The 14,487-nt window shown below is 54.1% G+C and carries 13 protein-coding genes; 4 read left to right on the top strand and 9 right to left on the bottom strand.

Annotation, left to right across the window (positions count from 1 at the left end; genetic code table 11):
* The first annotated feature begins 157 nt into the window (after positions 1-157).
* The gene (gene ushA / locus FDW97_RS11730; protein WP_121528694.1) at positions 158-1,810 is read left to right on the top strand and encodes a bifunctional UDP-sugar hydrolase/5'-nucleotidase UshA; all 1,653 of its coding nucleotides are present in this window, start codon (positions 158-160) and stop codon (positions 1,808-1,810) included.
* 240 nt (positions 1,811-2,050) lie between these two features.
* On the opposite strand, the gene ybaK is transcribed toward ushA, so the two are convergent.
* From ybaK to copA, 3 genes are all read right to left on the bottom strand, one after another.
* Positions 2,051-2,530: a Cys-tRNA(Pro)/Cys-tRNA(Cys) deacylase YbaK gene (gene ybaK / locus FDW97_RS11725; protein ID WP_003831056.1), complete on the bottom strand. Its 480-nt coding sequence runs from the start codon at positions 2,528-2,530 to the stop codon at positions 2,051-2,053.
* 202 nt (positions 2,531-2,732) lie between these two features.
* On the bottom strand, positions 2,733-3,527 hold the full coding sequence (locus FDW97_RS11720; RefSeq protein WP_085047617.1) for a TraB/GumN family protein: 795 nt from the start codon (positions 3,525-3,527) through the stop codon (positions 2,733-2,735).
* Positions 3,528-3,627: 100 nt separating this feature from the next.
* Positions 3,628-6,129, bottom strand: a complete 2,502-nt coding sequence (gene copA, locus FDW97_RS11715) for a copper-exporting P-type ATPase CopA (protein WP_069323977.1) — start codon at positions 6,127-6,129, stop codon at positions 3,628-3,630.
* 109 nt (positions 6,130-6,238) lie between these two features.
* On the opposite strand from copA, the gene cueR reads away from it, so the two are divergent.
* Positions 6,239-6,649 carry a Cu(I)-responsive transcriptional regulator gene (gene cueR / locus FDW97_RS11710; RefSeq protein ID WP_069323978.1) on the top strand — a complete coding sequence of 137 codons (411 nt, stop codon included), beginning with the start codon at positions 6,239-6,241 and terminating at the stop codon, positions 6,647-6,649.
* On the opposite strand, the gene FDW97_RS11705 is transcribed toward cueR, so the two are convergent.
* From FDW97_RS11705 to FDW97_RS11690, 4 genes are read right to left on the bottom strand one after another with little or no spacing between them, the layout of a single operon-like run.
* Positions 6,646-7,362 (bottom strand): DUF3142 domain-containing protein, encoded by a 717-nt coding sequence (locus tag FDW97_RS11705; protein ID WP_069323979.1) that lies wholly within the window; start codon positions 7,360-7,362, stop codon positions 6,646-6,648. The two genes, cueR and FDW97_RS11705, sit on opposite strands and share 4 nt — an antisense overlap.
* Positions 7,332-9,476, bottom strand: a complete 2,145-nt coding sequence (locus FDW97_RS11700) for a hypothetical protein (RefSeq protein WP_137351071.1) — start codon at positions 9,474-9,476, stop codon at positions 7,332-7,334. The genes FDW97_RS11705 and FDW97_RS11700 overlap by 31 nt, the downstream gene beginning before the upstream one ends.
* Before the next feature lie 20 nt (positions 9,477-9,496).
* Positions 9,497-9,955 carry an NfeD family protein gene (locus tag FDW97_RS11695; RefSeq protein WP_137351070.1) on the bottom strand — a complete coding sequence of 153 codons (459 nt, stop codon included), beginning with the start codon at positions 9,953-9,955 and terminating at the stop codon, positions 9,497-9,499.
* On the bottom strand, positions 9,952-10,869 hold the full coding sequence (locus FDW97_RS11690) for an SPFH domain-containing protein (protein ID WP_003831073.1): 918 nt from the start codon (positions 10,867-10,869) through the stop codon (positions 9,952-9,954). The genes FDW97_RS11695 and FDW97_RS11690 overlap by 4 nt, the downstream gene beginning before the upstream one ends.
* A gap of 402 nt (positions 10,870-11,271) precedes the next feature.
* Between FDW97_RS11690 and fetA the strand changes: the two genes are divergently transcribed.
* The gene (gene fetA / locus FDW97_RS11685) at positions 11,272-11,949 is read left to right on the top strand and encodes an iron ABC transporter ATP-binding protein FetA (protein ID WP_085047614.1); all 678 of its coding nucleotides are present in this window, start codon (positions 11,272-11,274) and stop codon (positions 11,947-11,949) included.
* Positions 11,936-12,715, top strand: coding sequence for an iron export ABC transporter permease subunit FetB (gene fetB, locus FDW97_RS11680; RefSeq protein WP_137351069.1), 780 nt, complete (start codon positions 11,936-11,938; stop codon positions 12,713-12,715). The genes fetA and fetB overlap by 14 nt, the downstream gene beginning before the upstream one ends.
* A 78-nt stretch (positions 12,716-12,793) precedes the next feature.
* On the opposite strand, the gene FDW97_RS11675 is transcribed toward fetB, so the two are convergent.
* A complete protein-coding gene (locus tag FDW97_RS11675; RefSeq protein WP_003847508.1) occupies positions 12,794-13,648 on the bottom strand; it encodes a co-chaperone YbbN in 855 nt (284 codons plus the stop codon).
* A 58-nt stretch (positions 13,649-13,706) separates the two neighbouring features.
* Complete coding sequence (locus FDW97_RS11670) at positions 13,707-14,477, bottom strand: SDR family oxidoreductase (RefSeq protein ID WP_137351068.1); 771 nt, start codon at positions 14,475-14,477, stop codon at positions 13,707-13,709.
* Between the last annotated feature and the right edge of the window lie 10 nt (positions 14,478-14,487).

Raw genomic sequence — 14,487 nt, 5'->3', positions numbered from 1 at the left:
TGGGTTGCGATTATGAGGGTAATCTATTTTGTTATTATTACCTGCCTAACATACCTGCGGAAGGTGTTTGAAGGAAGTCTCATTTCTGAAAACATTTTCGACTATTATTTCATATCATTGTAATTTCAGTCGTTGATTTTGGCTCAGGGAGAGAAATATGAAGTTTTTAAAGCGGGGCGTGGCGCTGGCGTTATTCGCCGCATTTGCGCTGGCAGGTCAGCCTGCGCAGGCGTACGAAAAAGATAAAACCTACAAAATTACCATTCTGCATACCAACGATCATCACGGCCACTTCTGGCGCAGTGAATATGGGGAATACGGGCTGGCGGCGCAAAAAACGCTGGTGGATGGTATTCGTAAAGAGGTGGCGGAAGAAGGGGGAAGCCTGCTGCTGCTTTCCGGCGGCGATATTAACACCGGCGTACCGGAATCCGATCTTCAGGATGCGGAACCTGATTTTCGCGGCATGAACCTGATTGGCTATGACGCGATGGCGGTTGGCAATCACGAATTTGATAACCCGCTAACCGTGCTGCGCCAGCAGGAAAAATGGTCCAAATTCCCGTTTCTCTCGGCCAATATCTATCAGAAAAGCACCGGCGAGCGGTTGTTTAAGCCGTGGGCCATCTTTAAGCGTCAGGATTTAAAAATTGCCGTACTCGGTTTAACCACTGACGATACGGCGAAAATTGGTAACCCGGAGTTTTTCACCGATATCGAATTCCGTAAACCTGCCGATGAAGCCAAACTGGTCATCCAGGAACTCAATATGGGTGAAAAGCCAGACATCATTATTGCGACCACCCATATGGGTCATTATGACAACGGCAATCACGGCTCGAACGCCCCTGGCGACGTAGAGATGGCGCGTAGCCTGCCGGCGGGTTCGCTGGCAATGATTGTGGGTGGTCACTCACAGGATCCGGTGTGTATGGCCTCGGAAAACAAGAAGCAGGTTGATTACGTACCGGGCACGCCGTGCGCGCCAGATAAGCAAAATGGCATCTGGATTGTCCAAGCGCATGAGTGGGGGAAATACGTGGGCCGGGCGGATTTTGAGTTTCGTAACGGCGAAATGAAAATGGTGAACTACCAGCTCATCCCCGTCAACCTGAAGAAAAAAGTGACCTGGGATAACGGTAAAAGTGAGCGCGTACTCTACACCCCGGAAATTGCTGAGAATCAGCAAATGCTCTCGCTGCTGACGCCATTCCAGAATAAAGGTAAAGCGCAACTGGACGTGAAGATTGGTAGCGTCAATGCGCGCCTCGAAGGTGATCGTAGCAAAGTTCGTTTCGTACAGACCAATATGGGGCACCTGCTGTTGGCTGCGCAAATGGCGCGGACCAGCGCTGACTTTGGCGTGATGAGCGGTGGCGGTATTCGTGATTCCATTGAAGGCGGCGATATTACCTATAAGAGCGTGCTGAAGGTGCAGCCGTTCGGCAATATTGTGGTGTATGCCGACATGAGCGGGAAAGAGGTGATTGACTACCTGACCGCCGTGGCGCAAATGAAGCCGGACTCCGGGGCTTATCCGCAGTTTGCCAACGTCAGCTTTGTGGCGAAAGACGGTAAACTTAACGATCTGAAAATCAAAGGCGAACCGGTTGACCTGGCTAAAACTTATCGCATGGCAACGCTGAGCTTCAACGCCACCGGCGGCGATGGCTATCCGCGAATTGATAACAAGCCAGGCTATGTGAATACCGGGTTTATCGATGCGGAAGTGCTGAAAGAGTACGTGCAGAAAAACTCACCGCTGGATGCCAGTACGTATGAGCCGAAGGGCGAGGTGAGCTGGCAGTAACAGGGCTATTTTGTTCGCCATTTTGAACGCGGGCAGTGCTCGGACAAAACTCACAGAGTTTTGAACGCCCATCAGGGCGGCCCGGAGGGGGAGCGTAGCGAATAATCCTCACGTACTACATGTACGCTCCGGTTCCTGCGCGCTGGTCGCGTCCAAACTGCCTTCACCAATAACGCCCTGTAGAGTATTCGTATGTCGGCCTGATTTGCGTAGCGTCATCGGGCACCATGCTAAAACCGCTTAATCCCGGCGGGCGATGTCGGCGAACTTCGCATCCAGAATTTTCGCCAGATCGCCGGCAGCGAGTTCGATATCCAGCCCGCGTTTGCCACCGGAGACATAAATGGTGTCAAACGTTTGGGCTGGGGCGTCGATGAGTGTCGGCAATCTTTTTTTCTGTCCCAGCGGGCTGATACCGCCTACCAGATACCCCGTTGTTCGCTGCGCAACCATTGGATCGGCCATATCGACCTTTTTGGCCCCTAACGCTTTGGCGACTTTTTTAAGATCCAATTGACCCGCCACCGGCGTGACGGCAACGGCCAGATGCTTCATATCGCCATTTACGGCAACCAGCAGCGTTTTGTAAACCTGGTCTGCATTCAGACCTAACTTGCGTACTACTTCGTCACCAAAGTTTGTTTCGGACGGATCGTGATCGTAGGTGTGGATCTGGAAAGAAATTTTGTTTTTTTCGAGTAATTTAACGGCGGGTGTCATAGCAATTTTTCCTGGCCCAGACAAAATACGAGACAAGCATACGCCTGATGGCGGTCTAAAAAATAGTACCATCTTGCGCAATAGTATTGGCAGGATGATGACTTTGAGCGACAATCGACCTACACCGATGCTTTAAGCACCGGGATCATAATAATGATGAAATTCCTCTTTGACGGGCCAATAGAAATATTGGCCATTTTTTTTACCGTAACATCTCCGGCAAATTACCTTCTCCGTACAGATGCAGTGCGCCTACGGCCACCACATAATGGCCGGCTGGCATCGCCCTGAGTCGATCGCGCCAGGCGACATTGCGCTGATGCATCAATACGTCATATAACGACTGGCTGAAAGTATTAGGAAGCGTCAATTCGCTATCGCGCGGCGGCGTTTTAAGCCACCAGCCCATCATTTGTTGCAACAACCTGGCGTTGGTATGCCAGTGCGTCAGGGTATCATCCAGAAGAGCCTGGCCATTATCGGGTAACTGGCATAGCAGCTCGATTTGACTGGATGAACCTTCCAGCTCGATCACCGGTTTGTGAGCCTGTTTTGCCGCTTTCAGCAGTTGGTAATCAATCCCGTATTCCGCCCGCAACCCCAGCTGTTGTGCCTGCGTCGCCTGTAATACCATGGCTATTTGCCACAGAGGTTGCGTCGATAATAGGGAAGGGGAAATGCCCAATTCATTGGTGACTTTACGCAGATTATCTAATTGCTCTTCACTGATGCGTTCTTCCAGGGCGGCAAAGGTCGGAAGATCAGCAAATGGCGCGTCATCGCCGGAAACATCGGCTTCGACAATCAGCGCATCAGCACGATTGAGCTTTTTGAGTAATTTGGCAGGCAGAGGCGCCATATCACGGCTACCCATGTGAATACTGCCAATCAGATGAAAATGGCGGTTACCGGGTAAAGAGATGTCAATGGCGGGCCAGGTATAGTGGTTGCCGTGCAGTGCAGACCATAATTTTTTTACCCGGTATAACAAATCCATACGACCTCCCTAAGTGGACTTCCATGCTAGCGCGTGGTCCGGGAAGGTGCAACGCGTGAATTGCCGGATAGCGCGGTTGATAGCGCCATCCGGCAAAGGCTTACTCTTTCGGTTTGAAGCGTAGCAGACGGTTAGCGTTGCTTACCACGGTAATGGAGGAGAGTGCCATCGCTGCGCCGGCAACCACCGGGTTGAGCAGCGTTCCGGTGAACGGCCACAGGATCCCGGCAGCAACGGGGATACCGATGCTATTATAGATAAATGCGCCGAGCAGGTTCTGCTTCATGTTGCGCAGCGTTGCCCGTGAGATAGACAGCGCATCCGCAACGCCCATCAGGCTATGACGCATCAGCGTAATCGCGGCGGTTTCAATCGCCACATCGCTGCCGCCACCCATGGCAATTCCTACATCGGCCTGCGCCAGCGCAGGCGCATCGTTGATACCGTCACCAACCATGGCAACCTGACGTCCCTGGCTTTGCAGACGCTTAATCGCCTCGGCTTTGCCGTCCGGCAGAACGCCCGCAATCACCTCATCAATACCTGCCTCTTTGGCAATGGCGTTGGCGGTCGTTGGGTTATCACCGGTGAGCATGACCAGACGATACCCGGCACGATGCAGACGCTGCAGGGCCGCCACGCTGTCGCTACGCAGTGGATCGCGCACCGCTAACAGCGCCGCCGCTTTACCGTCAATCGCCAGCAGTACCGGCGTTGTCCCTTGGGAGGCTTGAGCGGTAATCTCAGCTTCCATTTCAGTGGTATCTACCTGCTGTTCATTGAGCAGCGCCTGGTTTCCCAGCAGCAGCATGTGACCTTCCGTTTCGCCACTGACGCCCAAACCGCGTAGCGTACGGAACCCGTTGACCTGCGGCAACGTGACATCACCGGCTTTGTCCAGAATCGCCCTGGCCAGCGGGTGACTGGAACCCTGTTCAAGGGCCGCAGCCAGGCGAATCGCCAGCGCTTCATCGGTATTGCCAAACGTTTTGATGGCGACAACCTGTGGCTTACCTTCAGTCAGCGTCCCGGTTTTATCAAACACAATGGTATCGAGCGTACTGGCGCGCTGCAGCGCATCGGCATCGCGTACCAGTACCCCAAACTCAGCGGCGCGCCCAACACCGGAAATAATCGACATTGGCGTCGCCAGGCCCAGTGCACAAGGGCAGGCAATAATCAGAACGGTGGTGGCAATCACCAGCGTATAGACAATTTGTGGCGCCGGTCCGAAGAAATACCAGATAGCTGCGCTAACCAGCGCAATAACGACCACCACAGGAACGAATACCGAGGAGATGCGGTCAGCCAGTTTGCCAATCTCCGGTTTACTGCTTTGCGCCTGGCGCACCATGCGAATAATGCGCGACAGCGTGGTATGGCTGCCTACGGCGCTGGCGCGGAATAGCACGCTGCCGTCCTGTACGACCGTACCGGCGTGGACGCTATCGCCTTCGCCTTTTTGTTGCGGGATCGGCTCCCCGGTCAGCATGGCTTCATCCAGCCAGGCTTCGCCCTGAGTGATTTCGCCATCGACCGGAACCCGGTCGCCGGTGGTCAGGCGCAGCAACATTCCCGCCTGAACGTCAGCCAGCGGCACACTCTTTTCACCTTCATCGGTGACGACGCGTGCGGTTGGCGGTGTCAGATCGAGCAGTTTTTCCAGCGCTTTGGAGGAGCGTTGGCGAGCCCGCGCTTCCAGCATATGTCCGAGGTTAATCAGACCGATAATCATCGCACTGGCTTCATAATAAAGGTGTCGCGCTTCCATCGGAAACCACTGCGGCCAGAGGTTGACGCTCATGGAATAGAGCCATGCCACCCCCGTACCCAGCGCCACCAGCGTATCCATGGTCGCGGTGCCATTCATCAGGCTTTTCCACGCATTGCGGTAAAAGTGACCGCCGGCGAAAACCATCACGGCAAGCGTTGCCAGACCAATCGCCAGCCACAGGCTGCGGTTGTCGTCACTCACCATCATGTTATCACCAATCATTCCCCACACCATGACCGGAATACCCAACAGCAGCGCGACGGCTGCCTGCCAGCGAAAACGTTTCATGGTCGCAACGGCGGTTTCCTGCTGGCGCTCGCGGCGCTTCGCGTCATCTTCTATAGCTTCAGCGCCGTAGCCCGCTTTTTCCACCGCCTGCACTAAATCTGCGGCGGACGCACTGCCCATTACCAGCGCAGTACGTTCCGCCAGGTTTACCCGTGCCTGGGTGACGCCGGGTACGCTTTGCAGAGCATTTTGTACGCGGGTCACACAACTGGCGCAGCTCATGCCGTTTAACAGCAACTGTTGGCTGTCATCATCAGCCGTAGCTGCCGGAAGCTCGGAAGGGACCGCTGCCAGTGCTTCCGACGGGATTGATGACTCCGTCAGCGGTTTAGCCTTTGGGTGGCTTAACTCCGCGCCGTAACCGGCTTGTTTGATGGTTTCAATCAGCGCTTGTGCACTGGCGCTCCCGGTGATGTGCGCTTCAGTCACAGTGACATCCGCTTGCTCAACGTCCGGGCGTTGCTCCAGACTCTCTTTAACGCGTTTTACGCAGTGACCGCAGGACAGGCCGTCCAGGGTTAGATCGATTGTTTGAGACATAACTAATTTCCTCTATGAATGGTCGGTTACTTATTGACCTTGGCAATCGTTTTGACTAACTGTTATAAAGGTTAAACCTTCCATCAAGGGGAAGGTCAAGGGAGAAGAGATGAATATATCCGATGTTGCTAAAAAAACCGGTTTAACCAGCAAAGCGATACGCTTTTATGAAGAAAAAGGGTTAGTGACGCCGCCGCTGCGTAGCGAAAATGGCTATCGTACATACAACCAACAGCATCTGAATGAACTGACGCTGCTGCGTCAGGCGCGGCAGGTTGGTTTTAACCTGGAAGAGTGCGGTGAGCTGGTAAACCTGTTTAACGATCCGGCGCGTCACAGCGCGGACGTAAAAAAACGCACATTAGAAAAAGTCGCGGACATCGAGCGGCATATCAGCGAGCTACAGGCCATGCGCCTGCATTTACTGGCGCTGGCGGAGAGTTGCCCTGGCGATGACAGCGCCGAATGCCCGATCATGGATAATCTTTCTGGCTGCTGTCATCACAAAGCGAAGGTTTAACGGCGAGGGGGATTAAGCATAAACACCACCGTGCCGCGGTACCACGGGGATTTCTCCAGCTGCGCTTCAGCCTGCAGATCCCGGCTACCGTTTTGCACCAGTCCCAGCTTAAATGGAATGCGCAGGCGGCTGAGCGCAGGCAGATACGCCTGGTAATTCGGCACCGTGCGCCGTCCCTGATAGCTCTGCACTACCAGTTCATCAACCGCCAGCGCGTTTAATGTGGCGACGTCGCCCGTTTTGGCCCAATCCAGTAGTCCGGTCACGCCAAGCGCAAACTCGGCCGGTAGCTGTTGGCGTAGCTGCTGTAGAAAACGGGCGTAATCGGTTAGCTGGTGGGTCGCCGCGTCAAAATCAACCTGCAGGCCGATGACGTGGTTGCCAGCGTTCTGCCAGCGTTGCATCAGCCGTATGATACGGGCAGGAATCACCTCCGGCACGTCGAGCGTGGTAAAGCGGACCGTCAGCCAGATTGAGGGAAAAGTCAGTCGACTGACCGGCAGTCCCAGGCGCTGGAAAACCACGTTACCCGACCGAACCAGCACCTCGCCCTGATGCAGATAGACCGTTTGCGCGTTTTTCAGCTCGTCACTGGCTTTCACTCCGGACCACAGCCAGAAGGCCGGATGGTCACGCGCGGCGACGATATCCGCCGCCTGTGCCTGGCCCACCAGTAGCGCGGTTACCAGTAATATTTGAGTTTTTGCGCCCACGGGCTTCCCGGATACTGCGTTTTCAGTTGGGTGAACCAGCCCTTACGCTGCTGTTTATCCACGTCTTCACCGCCACATTCGTTAGAGCCAGATGGCGCATAGCACATGATGGCGCGATACAGTGCGAAGCTCTTATCTTCGACTTCCGCGGTGGGTGAGGTGATTATCTGCTGATAGTAGCTTTGCCTGTCGAACTGGCCGAACGGTTGCTTACGAGAAATTGCGGCTTCAAGCACATCGTTGCCGGTGCTGTTTTTCCAGAGGTCGACATGCGTTTGCGTGGTACGGAAAAATTCACCTAAACAGTTCAGTGCGTGGGCATCATCCGCTTTTTTGCTCAGGACCGTTACCGTTTCATTGAGGCTGCGACAGGTGTAACCGGCCTGAGCCGCATCGCCGTTCCAGTCAAAAGTGCTCAGGTTGACGTCGTTAAACGCCTCGTCAATGACCGGCGGCGTGATGTCGCTGACAAGCTTTTTATCGTTTAACCAGTCGCCAAAACGATTCTCGGTAAGATCCCGTACCAGCAGCGTATGCAGGGCGATGGTACGCTCTTCGTTATTGGGCCCATGGACGGCCTGCTGGCGCAGTTGTTCCAGTGTGGCCTGTGTTTTCAGCACCTGCGAGCGAAAGCGCAGGTTGGTCACGGCGCTTTCCGGGGCGAAGATTGCCGCTACGTCACCGCTATAAACCAGCGTGGCGGCGAGCTTAGCCTGTACATACTGCCGCTGTTCGTTGTCCTGGCTGACTTTCAGCAACTGCTGCCAGAAATCACGCGCCGCAGCCCAATTCTTCTGGCCCATCAGCGCTTCGCCGTACAGCACCTGCTCGCTGAAGGCCAGCGTATCGCGCGGTGCCAGTTTTTGCGCTGGCGCGACCGCCTGGATAATCGCCGCATAGTTGCCCGTCGCCAGCCACAGATTCAGTTGCAGATCGCGCCACAGCGGCAGTTTTTGGCTCTGCTCAAACACCGGCTTGCTGGCGTCGAGTTGCGCCTGGGTCAGCGTGGGTTTGTTATCGCTATTCAGACGCAGCGCGCGTAACAGTTCGATGTAGCTGACTCGCGGCGCATCGGGGAAGGCTTCCAGCACGGATTGCTCGTAGAACGCCATGCCGTAGACATTATCGTATTCGATGACAATTTTACGCAGCTGCTGCGCGTCAGCCGCTTGCTGGATCGTCTGCTCATACAACCCGGCCAGTTGCGGCCACGCCTGTAAATACCAGTTAATACGACGCAACATACCGCGGGTGGAGTCGGCGTATTGCCCCTGCGGAAAGCGTTGCAAATAGGCTTGCGCCAGAATCTGAGCCTGAGAGGCGTCCTCGCGGTTAATTTTAGCGATGTCAAAATCGCCATATTCGCCCACGCTGTTCTGACTGCTCTTGTTCAGCGCCGTACGCATCAGCATGTATTGCGCGGTCTCCGCCAGCCACGGGCGATCGCTCTTAGCGAGCTGAGCGAAATCCCGTTCGGCACTGGCATAATCACCCGCATAGAAGCTGGCGGCTGCCGCGAGATAACTTTTGTAGTGTTGAGCTGGCGAATCCGCCGGGAGAGTGGCGAGAGATGACTCAATCTGTTCACGGGTCGCGTCAGAGTACAGCCCCATACGCGCTTGCGCTAAGGCCTGGCGTTGCTCTGCTGTTAACGCGGCATCGGCCAGCAGTGCGGCAAAATACTGGCTGACGCTCTCGGTATTATTCGAAACATGACGGTTCTCATGCTCAGCGTCGTTGAGATTGGCTTCATCCGCATTAATGTTCAGCTCGGCCATCTGTCGGGAGAGGGGGCTATCTTCAGCGGATACCGGGGCAGAGGCTGGTTGTGGGGCTGTTTCATCCCATTGCGGATGATACGCAAAATAGAAATCGCGGGAGCGGGTGATATCTTCAGGCATCGACTGCACGGGCAGATCAAAAGCTTTTTCCTGGCTCAGCAGCCGCAGCAGGTTGTCGCGGCTGTCGTTTTCCGGGTTAAAGGTCGGCGTTCCTTTCAGCAGGCAGCTGTCGTCGCTCCATTTGCAGTCTTCCATATCGAAGGAGGCGAATGCCTGAGGCGCGCCAGCCAGCAAAGAACAAAGGGCAACGGCGAGAGACGTCTTCCTGATCATAGTCTGAATTCCTGTCTATTTTAGTGTGGTACCGCTTTGATAATCAGGGTAATTCCCTCAACGGCAATGACTTCAACCTGCGTTCCCGCGCTCAAATCGTCGCGGGCGCTGACGGGCCACGAACTGTCGCCGACGCGCATATGTCCGCGACCATTGACCAGAGCGCTTTCCAGAATAAATCGACGGCCAATCAACTGCTGACCGCGCTGGTTAAGATGGCTGTCGGCTGGTTTCTGCTCTTTCACGCGTTTTGCCAGCCACTTCCACCACAGCCAGGCCGCCAGCAGCGTGAGTACCGCAAACATCGCTCCCTGCCACGCCCAGTCGAGCGGGGCGAGCCAAACCACCAGTCCGGTTAGCACCGCTGCCACGCCGCTCCATAGCAAATAACCGTTGCCGCCCAGCATCTCGGCGGCGAGCAACAGACCGCCGAGGCTGAGCCAGAAGATGTGCGGATGTACCAGAATCATCGCTATCATGATTTTTTCCGCTCGCTAGCGCTGTCCTTAACCAGTTCCGCGATCCCGGCAATGGAACCCATCAGGCTGCTGGCATCCAGCGGCATCATCACCACTTTGCTGTTATTCGACGAACCGATATGCTGCAACGCTTCGGTGTATTTCTGCGCCACGAAGTAGTTCACGGCCTGGATATCCCCGGCGGCAATGGCTTCAGAAACCATCTGCGTTGCGCGGGCTTCTGCTTCCGCGGAACGTTCACGCGCTTCAGCCTGTAAAAACGCGGACTGACGTTCACCTTCCGCTATCAGGATTTTCGACTGCTTCTCACCCTCCGCCTTGACGATTTCCGCCTGGCGGATACCTTCTGCTTCCAGAATGTAGGCGCGCTTGGTACGTTCGGCTTTCATCTGCGCGTTCATGGCATCAATCAGTTCCGCCGGTGGACGCACGTCACGAATCTCAATACGGGTGATTTTGATGCCCCAGGGATTGGTGGCCTCATCAACAATATGCAGCAGGCGCGTGTTGATGTTGTCACGCTGGGAGAGCATTTCATCAAGCTCCATCGAGCCGAGAACGGTACGAATGTTGGTCATGGTCAGGTTGATGATTGCCAGTTCGAGGTTACTGACTTCATATGCCGCTTTCGGCGCGTCGATCACCTGAATAAAGCACACAGCATCAATCGAGACGTTGGCGTTATCTTTGGAGATGACTTCCTGAGAGGGGATATCAAGCACCTGCTCCATCATGTTGATCTTACGACCAATACGATCCATGAACGGCACAACAAGGCTTAACCCAGGTTGCAGAGTTTTGGTGTAACGTCCGAAACGCTCCACCGTCCACTGGTATCCCTGTGGGACGATTTTGACGCCTGCGCCGACGATGACCAGCGCGACAAAAATAAGAATAGGAATAAAAATGAGCATTGATGAAACCTCCTGTTGTGCTGTCCTTTACTGCTTCATTAGTCAAATTATACCCGATTAATCAAGGTGGCTCCCCTATAATAAATTACAGGAATATACCCTTCATACTTCAAGCAGCATGTGCGTTAGCTACGTTATTCGGCCCATCCTTGGGCCTCGCCCCTGCGGGGCCGCTGTAAGCAGCGTTCAAATCTGCTCCCGGCAGATTTGTCGTTCACTCCAGTCACATAGTTAGCTATGCTCCTGGAGATTAATGAGGGACATCCATGTCCCTCACCGAAGGCCAGCCTTTGGCTGTTCAAATTCGTTCCTGACGAATTTGTCACTCACTTGCCGCCTTCATGCAACTCGAATTATTTTGGGTATAGACTGTCTGCACGAAAGAGGAAAAAAGGATCGATAATGGAAGAAAGCAGCATTTTGCTTCAGTTGAAAAATGTCGCATGGCAGGCAGGGGCGACGCAGGTTCTCAATAACATCTGTTTTAATCTCGATGCCGGAGAATTTAAGCTGATTACCGGCCAGTCCGGCTGCGGTAAAAGTACGTTACTGAAGATAGTGGCGTCGTTAATTAGCCCGAGTTCCGGTGAAATCCTTTTTGAGGGCAAGGAGATATCAACGCTAAAGCCTGAAGCTTATCGCCAGCAGGTCTCTTATTGCGCGCAAACGCCCGCTTTGTTTGGTGACACCGTCTACGACAACCTCATTTTTCCCTGGCAAATTCGCGATAAACGCCCGGAACCGGATGTATTTCTGGAAGACCTGGCCCGTTTTGAGTTGCCCGAGAGTATCCTCAAAAAAGGGATCAATGAACTGTCCGGCGGGGAAAAACAGCGCGTCTCGTTAATTCGTAATTTGCAGTTTCTGCCTAAAATCCTGCTGCTTGATGAAATCACCAGCGCGCTGGATGAGTCCAACAAACGTAACGTGAATGAATTAATTCACCACTATGTTCGCGACAAGAAAATTGCCGTGCTGTGGGTGACGCACGATAAAGATGAGATTAATCACGCGGATAATGTCATAACTCTTCAACCGCACGCCGGAGAAATGCAGGAAGTCAGCAATGAACGAGCATAATATTACCAATGAATCACTGGCGTTAGCGATGATGCTGGTGGTGGTCGCCATACTGATCAGTAACAAAGAAAAGCTGGCGCTGGAAAAAGATATTCTCTGGAGCGTTTGCCGGGCGGTGGTTCAGCTTATTATCGTCGGCTATGTGCTGAAATATATTTTCGGCGTCAATCACAGCATTCTGACCTTATTAATGGTGCTGTTTATCTGTTTTAACGCCGCCTATAACGCGCAAAAACGCAGTAAATATATTGATAACGCTTTTCTCTCGTCGTTTATTGCCATTACGGTTGGGGCGGGGTTGACGCTGTCGGTACTGGTGTTGTCCGGCTCTATCGAGTTCACGCCGATGCAGGTGATCCCAATTTCCGGGATGATTGCAGGCAATGCGATGGTAGCGGTGGGGCTGTGTTACAACAATCTGGGGCAGCGGTTTAACGGTGAACAGCAGCAAATCCAGGAAAAGCTCAGCCTCGGCGCGACGCCGAAGGTTGCTTCCGCGCCGCTGATTCGCGACAGCATTCGCGCCTCGCTGATCCCGACGATCGATTCTGCCAAAACCGTGGGGTTGGTGAGTTTACCGGGGATGATGTCTGGGTTGATTTTTGCCGGTATTGACCCGGTAAAAGCGATTAAGTATCAGATTATGGTGACGTTTATGCTGCTTTCGACCGCCAGCCTGTCAACCATTATTGCCTGCTACCTGACCTATCGGAAGTTCTATAATTCACGCCACCAATTAGTCGTAACGCATTTGAAGAAGACGTGATGTGATGCCGGAGGGAGCGGTATTTGTTGAATTTCCAGGCCCGATAAGCGCAAGCGCCATCGGGCAAAATCAAACGGATTAGTACAGCAGCGCGTACAACTGGCGGCGGTATTTCGAGGCCAGCGCATCGCCGGTTCCCAGCGCGGCAAGGATCTCCTGGAAGGTCTTACGCGCCTGACCGTCGGCAGCGGTAAGATCTTTCTTCAGGTGGCTGAACAGCAATTCCAGCGATTCTTCGTTACGTCCGACCTGATGGAGTTGAATGGCTAATTGCGTGGCCAGCGCGGCATCCTGCGGGTTGCTGGCAACCTGTTGCTGCAACTGTTGGATTTCCGGCGTATCCGCCGCCTGCTTCAGCAGTTCAATCTGTGCCACCAGCCCCTGATAACGGGTATCCTGATCTTGTAACGGAATCGTTTTCAGCACCGCTTCGGCATCGTCAGAACGATTGAGGGCGATTTGCGTTTCCGCCAGCAGCAGGCCGATTTCGCTGCTCTGGTTGGAGATTTGCCAGGCTTCTTTCAGCAGCGGCAGCGCATCCGCGTGATTACCGGCTTCGATAAACTCGATAGCCTGGCGTGCTTTCAGCTCTTCTTCGCTCGGCAGCACTTTCTCCAGCAGCGCGCGAATAACCTCTTCTGGCTGCGGACCCTGGAAGCCATCTACCGGCTGACCGTTCTGGAACAGATAAACCGTTGGGATCGCGCGCAGTCCAAACTGGGAGGCGATCATCTGTTCCGCGTCGCAGTCGAGCTTAGCGAGAATAAACTGACCATTATACTGGGCGGCAAGGCTCTCCAGCACCGGCGTTAATTGCAGACAATGCTGGCTGCGCTCAGACCAAAAATAGAACAGGACCGGTGTGGTCATCGACTGTTCAAGGGTCTGCTGCAGGTTCGATTCATTAATATTAACAATATTCTGTGTGGACATGGAGTTACTCTCTTTTGTCGATTTCTTGTTACATGGGGGCTGACGCGCGAGCTTCAACTCAACCCTGTAAAATTTTGTCCATTATGCGGCCTGGCAGCAGGCGTTTAAGCAGCATAATGGCCCAGGTCACCAGCGTAACCGGATAACGTAGCTTCGGTTTGTCGCTTTCGAACGCGTGACGCACTTTGGCGACAACCGCTTGTGGTCCCAGCGTAAACCGCGCGGCAATGCCGGGATTTTCCACGGGGGCATCGCTTTGCGTCTGGTTGACGTTTTCGGTAAAACGGGTGCGGATGGGGCCCGGTTCAATCAGGCTGACCTTAATCCCACTGTGACGCAGCTCCATACGCAGCGCGTCGGACCAGGCTTCCAGCGCATATTTACTGGCGGCATAGGCGCCACGTCCCGGTGTGGAGATCAATCCCATTACCGAGGAGGTCATCACGATGCGTCCTTCGCCGTGAGGTAGCATGGCGGGCAACAGGCGCATGGTGAGCTGATGCGCGCCAAAGAAGTTGGCGGAAAACTGCTGCTCCATCTGCTCGCGGCTAATCGTGGGCAATGGGCCGTAGACGCCGTATCCGGCGTTGTTAAAGATCCCATATAAACGATTATCGGTCAGGGCGATCACCTCATCGGCGGCGCGATCCACGCTTTCGGGTGAATCCAGATCCAGCAATATGCCGGTGAATCCCATACTGTTCATACGCGCGACATCGTCAGGTTTGCGGCAGCCGGCCAGAATTTGAAAACCCTGGCGCTTTAGCTCAAGTGCGCTTTCCAGGCCGATTCCGCTGGAACATCCTGTTATTAAGACCGATTTTTGCATAACTTTACCT

Origin of the sequence: Citrobacter sp. wls708 (assembly GCF_005281255.1) — a bacterium.
In the GTDB taxonomy this organism is placed as follows: Bacteria; Pseudomonadota; Gammaproteobacteria; order Enterobacterales; family Enterobacteriaceae; genus Citrobacter; species Citrobacter werkmanii.
The sequence above is the reverse complement of the archived record's forward strand: the minus strand, read 5'-3'. Positions and strand labels throughout refer to the sequence as shown.

Bases quoted from the DNA above. Each gene is read 5' to 3' on its own strand.
- FDW97_RS11695 (WP_137351070.1), bottom strand. From the start codon at position 9,955: ATGATAGCGATGATTCTGGTACATCCGCACATCTTCTGGCTCAGCCTC.
- copA (WP_069323977.1), bottom strand. From the start codon at position 6,129: ATGTCTCAAACAATCGATCTAACCCTGGACGGCCTGTCCTGCGGTCAC.
- FDW97_RS11720 (WP_085047617.1), bottom strand. From the start codon at position 3,527: ATGGATTTGTTATACCGGGTAAAAAAATTATGGTCTGCACTGCACGGC.
- fetA (WP_085047614.1), top strand. From the start codon at position 11,272: ATGGAAGAAAGCAGCATTTTGCTTCAGTTGAAAAATGTCGCATGGCAG.
- cueR (WP_069323978.1), top strand. From the start codon at position 6,239: ATGAATATATCCGATGTTGCTAAAAAAACCGGTTTAACCAGCAAAGCG.
- fetB (WP_137351069.1), top strand. From the start codon at position 11,936: ATGAACGAGCATAATATTACCAATGAATCACTGGCGTTAGCGATGATG.
- ushA (WP_121528694.1), top strand. From the start codon at position 158: ATGAAGTTTTTAAAGCGGGGCGTGGCGCTGGCGTTATTCGCCGCATTT.
- FDW97_RS11700 (WP_137351071.1), bottom strand. From the start codon at position 9,476: ATGATCAGGAAGACGTCTCTCGCCGTTGCCCTTTGTTCTTTGCTGGCT.
- ybaK (WP_003831056.1), bottom strand. From the start codon at position 2,530: ATGACACCCGCCGTTAAATTACTCGAAAAAAACAAAATTTCTTTCCAG.
- FDW97_RS11690 (WP_003831073.1), bottom strand. From the start codon at position 10,869: ATGCTCATTTTTATTCCTATTCTTATTTTTGTCGCGCTGGTCATCGTC.
- FDW97_RS11675 (WP_003847508.1), bottom strand. From the start codon at position 13,648: ATGTCCACACAGAATATTGTTAATATTAATGAATCGAACCTGCAGCAG.
- FDW97_RS11670 (WP_137351068.1), bottom strand. From the start codon at position 14,477: ATGCAAAAATCGGTCTTAATAACAGGATGTTCCAGCGGAATCGGCCTG.